Source organism: Mesorhizobium sp. L103C119B0, from assembly GCF_000502235.1.
In the GTDB taxonomy this organism is placed as follows: Bacteria; Pseudomonadota; Alphaproteobacteria; order Rhizobiales; family Rhizobiaceae; genus Mesorhizobium.
Map to the genome: position 1 here is coordinate 1 of NZ_AYXE01000054.1, position 4,513 is coordinate 4,513.

Below are 4,513 nucleotides of genomic sequence, written 5' to 3' on the forward strand. Positions count from 1 at the left end.
CCGCTGGTGCCCGACAGCGAGCGGGTCAAGATGGAGACAGTCAACGAGTTGTTCATGCGGGTGACGCTGACCTTCGGCTACATGGAACAGCCCAACATTCCGCGCGCGCTGGCGATCTGCCGCAAGCAGGGCTGGAAGTTCGACATCATGACGACGTCGTTCTTCCTGTCGCGGCGCTCGCTCAAAGCATCGCCCAATTCCGGCATGCCGGTGTGGCAGGACAAGCTGTTCATCGGGCTCGCCCGCTCGGCGGCCGATGCGACGGAGTATTTCCAGATCCCGACCGGACGTGTGGTCGAGATCGGAACGCAAGTGACGATTTAGGGCATGCCGCGGTTGAGAAGAATCGGTGCTGTCACATTGATTGAGCGGGTAAGGAAATTCAGGTAGCAGCGCGCCCGGCACTGTAAGTTTCAGCGGCTTGATGCACGCGATAGCTGGCCGGGACGGCTGTCACGCTGTGGCGACACACGCGATCTTGTTCCAGATTTGCATGGGGGCGTTACGCAGGTCTCGATGTTGAGCCGATGACAGCGCATTGCAGGGAAAGTGAGCAGGTCGGCAATCGGATCATGGATGGAAACGAACCGCTGAAGCTGGCGTGCCGACTTGAAGCGTTTCATGATCCTTTCGCGTCGTCGAGTCGGCTGGTGCGAATTTTCCGCTCGATTATTCAGGCCTGTGTGCGACCGGTGTTCGACGCCGGGCATGAGGTCGCGCATGGCGGCATCATAGGATCGGAGCTTGTCGGTGATCATGATCCGTGGTGTCCGCCCTTGAGCTTTCAGCAACTTGCGCATCAGACGCTTTGCCGCCTTGGCATTTCGGCGGCTTTGTACCAGCACTTCGAGGACGAAGCCGTCCTGATCGACGGCACGCCAGAGCCACTGCTTCTTGCACTGATAGCCACGACACATTCGTCGAGATGCCATTTGTCGCCCAGGCAGCCGGCTGATATTGATCTCCTGGGCGAAATGCCGTCCGAATTTCTCCGCGCAGCTTCGAACGGTCTGATGCGTGACGATGATGCCGCGGGCCGCCAGCATGTCCTCAACCATGCGCAGGCTGAGCGGAAAGCGAAAGTAGAGCCATACCGCGTGCGCAATGATCTCGGGGGAAAGCGGTGGCGACCATAGAGCGGACCACGAGCAACTTCTGACATGGCCCAATGTAAGCACATCTTCATAAGCTGTCGGTTGACTTTACGGTGCCGCGCCAAGCGAGCAGCATCCGGCCGGCGGGGCCGACCCCGTCTCCCGGCCGTGAGCAGAACGGCATCACGCAGGGGCCGCTTCATCCTCGACGCGGCCAGCCTGCTTTGCCGTTACCGCCGCCGCCGAAAGCGCCAGGCGTTGCCGCCAGGCGCCGGTCCGCCGGCAGCGGTTCGTCTCCACCGATGATCCGATTGCCAACCAATTCCACTTTCCCCCATACCTGCGTAACGCCGCTATGCAAATCTGGACAAAATCGCGTATGTCGCCGCAGCATGACAGCCGTCCCGACCAGCTATCGCTGCATCAAGACGCTGATATCTTTACAGTGCCCGCACGCCTCTCGCGCGCCAACGGCCAGTCGGTGTCGCGAATTGAGGCGCGCTGAAGCCGTCCGGCTCAGCCGATCATGGCGCTTCGGTTGCCGGGTTCGAGGTCGTGGCCTCTGCCGCTGCGCGATTCTAGCAATTGCGCCTTGGAGAGCTCTGCTTCAGCCTCGGCGAGGCATGGCTCGGCTGCGGTTCTCTGCCGCAGAAGGTCCGATTGCGAATTCTTGACGTTGTCACGACGTAGGCGAGCGGCCTTGGCGAACGTCGGATAAGCGAAATGATTGACATCGGAGATGCCGCCCTTCGTTTCCTCGGCGTTTATCTGGAACTCCAGTTCTCGCGCCATGCGTTCGAAATCGGCAATCATGATGTCTAGCTGGTGCAACTGTCGTCGCTTCTCATTCACCTGAAATTGCTTCAGTCGGACCAGATTACCTCGTGGCTTCATGACTCGGTACTCCGGTACCCATTTCGTCCAATCAAACCGCTCTCTCCCCTTGACGTTAGGCCTACAGCGACTCTCACGTTTTCTGCTGCGAGCGGAAACATATTTTCCAAAATCCTTGGCCGATGGCTATGAGTTCAATGCATCGACAAGCATGCGAGCGGGGGACTTAAGGGGCGGTAAAAAAAGGCGGAATAGGGCGATTTTCACAATGTCTGCATATGAACGCATTGAGACCTGCGGCGGGCTTGACACACAAAGCAATCGTCAAGATTTGCGACATGGACGCCGGGGGGCATGAATACGCCCGCCGTCAGCTACACGCCCCCCGATTTCCGCCGCCTATTATCGCCCACGCGCTCTGGCTTTATTTCCGGTTTCCGCTGAGCCTGCGCCTGGTTGAGGAAATGCTGCTGGAACGCGGCATCGTGGTTTCGTATGAGACAAGTCGCCGGTGGGGCATCTAAGTTCGGGCTGGACTGCGCTCGCTGCTTGCGCCGCAAGCCGCCGTGCCGGAATGATGTCTGGTACCTGAACGAAGTGGCGTCACCATCGCCCGGCAAAAAGCTTTGGTTGTGGCGCGCCGTCGACCAGGATGGATATGTGCTGGACGAAATCGTGCAAAACCGCCGCAACACCAAGGCCGCCAAGCGCTTGCTGACGCGGCCGTTGAAGAAGCAGGGGCTCGCGCCGAAGCGCATGATCACCGACTAGCTGCGCTCGTATGGAGCGGCAAAGCGACAGGTGATGCCGGATGTCAAGCACCGGTCGCACAAGGGGTTGAACAACGGAGCGGAGAATTCCCATGTGCCGCCGCGAAAACGGGAGCGGATGATGCAGAGGTCCGATCGCCGGGAGGCCTGCAACGCTTCGTCTCGACCTTGTCAGCCCTCCGCAACCTCTTCGTCCCGCCCCAAACGTTCTGCTCTCGCCATACATGTTCATCGCCTCAGCGCGATGGCGCTGGTGATATCACGACGCGTTTGTACCGCTCGACCTACGCCACAGGTGCCGACGCTGTGACGAGCTTCGTCGGTCGCGTGTCGAGTGACGGCACCGGGGACAATTATCGTCGACCGCAGTCCATTGCCCAGACCAAGGCGCTTCTCGGCGTCGGCACGATGGCAAATCGCAGCGTCACGATCTCGGCCGCTGCCCCTTCTGGCGGCGTGGACGGTGATTTCTGGGTGCAGCCGTAATGGCCCTTTACGTCAAAGCCTCCGAGGTCTGGGGGGCGGCTAGCGCCGTATGGGTGAAAATCTCAAGCCTCTGGACCAAGGCTCGACAGGTCTATGTGCGCAGCTCGGGCGTCTGGGAGAAAATGTTCCCGATAGATCTGGTCTTCAATGGCACTCACGAAGACTCGACTGCCACGACCGTTTACACCCACACCAGCATTCCGCTTCTTGTCGCGCCACACGCTAATCGTCGTGTCATCGTGACAACTGAGACCACTGACACCGAAAGTGCAGTGACCGTCAACAGTATGACGATTGGGGGTGTGGCTGCCACCCTTCTCGCTCAGGTGGAAAGCATCTTCAATTCTGGTGTGGTCTATCTGTCAGTGTGGTCGGCCCTCGTGCCAACCGGTACGACGGCAACGATCGTGACCACGTATAGTGAGAGCGTGTTCCGTGACTACATGTCGGTCTATACGACCACCAATTGGGATGGTGTGGTGGGCACTGTTGCCTCTGACAACAATTCAACGGGTGGCCTGACAACGACCGTCAGCATTGGTGCCCTGGGCGCAGCGATCGCAATTGCGGGCAACGCCACCAAGGGGGCATCGGCACTGCGACATGGACCGGGCTGACCCAACAGTTCTCAAACACACCAGTCACGAATAGAAACCACAGCGGAGCAATGGCAATAGCTACCGCCGCCCAAGCTGCCCTCACCGTAACCTGTGCCTACAGCACTACTCCAGCACTTGTCGCACTGCTGGTGGTTCCGCGGTGCGCAACTCCTGACTGGCGACGGCGTCGGCGACATGCCTTACGGACTCGTATTGCCAGAGCTTGTAATCGTCGACAAACCAGCCAAGTCGGCTCTCGATCGCCGTAGCAAGCTCGTTATAGTCGAGGCTGTCGAGGCCGAGATCCCGCATTCTGGTTGTCATCGACACCTCTACTTTTTCGGCAACTAGAGCGTTGAGGGTTTTGAGAACCAGTTGTTCAATTTCAAGTAATGTCATCACTAATACATGCCTTTTGCTTGCAGATTCAGGTAATGCAACCCTGATCGGGGCGCAACCCCCAAAACGAGGTGTGCCGTTGAAACATGTTCTTGTCATTGACGATGATGCCGCAATGCGGCGCCTCATCGCCGATGCATGCCCTGAAGGTAACCGCAGTCCACGATAGCAAGCAGTTTGACTATGTTCTTTCACGTGAGCCAGTCGATCTCGTGGTTGTTGACCTTAACCTAGGCCGGGAGGATGGACTTGCGATCGTCCGCAATCTGGCGACAAAATCGGATGTTCCTATCATAGTGATCAGCGGCGACCGGCTTGATGAGGCGGAAAA

The 4,513-nt window shown here is 58.6% G+C and carries 5 protein-coding genes and 4 pseudogenes; 5 read left to right on the forward strand and 4 right to left on the reverse strand.

Annotated features, from left to right (window positions below; translation table 11 throughout):
• Positions 1-324, forward strand: a pseudogene (trkD, locus tag X728_RS00165) (potassium transporter Kup); the annotation flags it as partial.
• Positions 325-413: 89 nt separating this feature from the next.
• Here trkD and X728_RS01000000167515 read toward each other — a convergent pair.
• The 3 genes and pseudogenes from X728_RS01000000167515 to X728_RS137090 form a co-directional block, all read right to left on the reverse strand.
• Positions 414-1,058 carry an IS6 family transposase gene (locus X728_RS01000000167515; protein ID WP_245266240.1) on the reverse strand — a complete coding sequence of 215 codons (645 nt, stop codon included), beginning with the start codon at positions 1,056-1,058 and terminating at the stop codon, positions 414-416.
• Positions 1,059-1,212: 154 nt separating this feature from the next.
• Positions 1,213-1,412: pseudogene (locus X728_RS1000000169950) on the reverse strand (DUF1403 family protein); the annotation flags it as partial.
• Positions 1,413-1,610: 198 nt separating this feature from the next.
• The gene (locus X728_RS137090) at positions 1,611-1,988 is read right to left on the reverse strand and encodes a hypothetical protein (RefSeq protein ID WP_023690673.1); all 378 of its coding nucleotides are present in this window, start codon (positions 1,986-1,988) and stop codon (positions 1,611-1,613) included.
• Between the two features lie 278 nt (positions 1,989-2,266).
• On the opposite strand from X728_RS137090, the pseudogene X728_RS1000000169960 reads away from it, so the two are divergent.
• From X728_RS1000000169960 to X728_RS137080, 3 genes and pseudogenes are all read left to right on the forward strand, one after another.
• A pseudogene (locus X728_RS1000000169960) lies at positions 2,267-3,008 on the forward strand (IS6 family transposase).
• Positions 3,005-3,184 (forward strand): hypothetical protein, encoded by a 180-nt coding sequence (locus X728_RS137085; protein WP_031194388.1) that lies wholly within the window; start codon positions 3,005-3,007, stop codon positions 3,182-3,184. Before X728_RS1000000169960 ends, X728_RS137085 begins: the two are co-directional and overlap by 4 nt.
• Complete coding sequence (locus X728_RS137080) at positions 3,184-3,801, forward strand: hypothetical protein (RefSeq protein ID WP_023833323.1); 618 nt, start codon at positions 3,184-3,186, stop codon at positions 3,799-3,801. The genes X728_RS137085 and X728_RS137080 overlap by 1 nt, the downstream gene beginning before the upstream one ends.
• A gap of 105 nt (positions 3,802-3,906) precedes the next feature.
• On the opposite strand, the gene X728_RS137075 is transcribed toward X728_RS137080, so the two are convergent.
• Positions 3,907-4,182: an acyl carrier protein gene (locus tag X728_RS137075; protein ID WP_023679571.1), complete on the reverse strand. Its 276-nt coding sequence runs from the start codon at positions 4,180-4,182 to the stop codon at positions 3,907-3,909.
• Between the two features lie 79 nt (positions 4,183-4,261).
• Between X728_RS137075 and X728_RS01000000167525 the strand changes: the two are divergent.
• A pseudogene (locus X728_RS01000000167525) lies at positions 4,262-4,513 on the forward strand (response regulator); the annotation flags it as partial.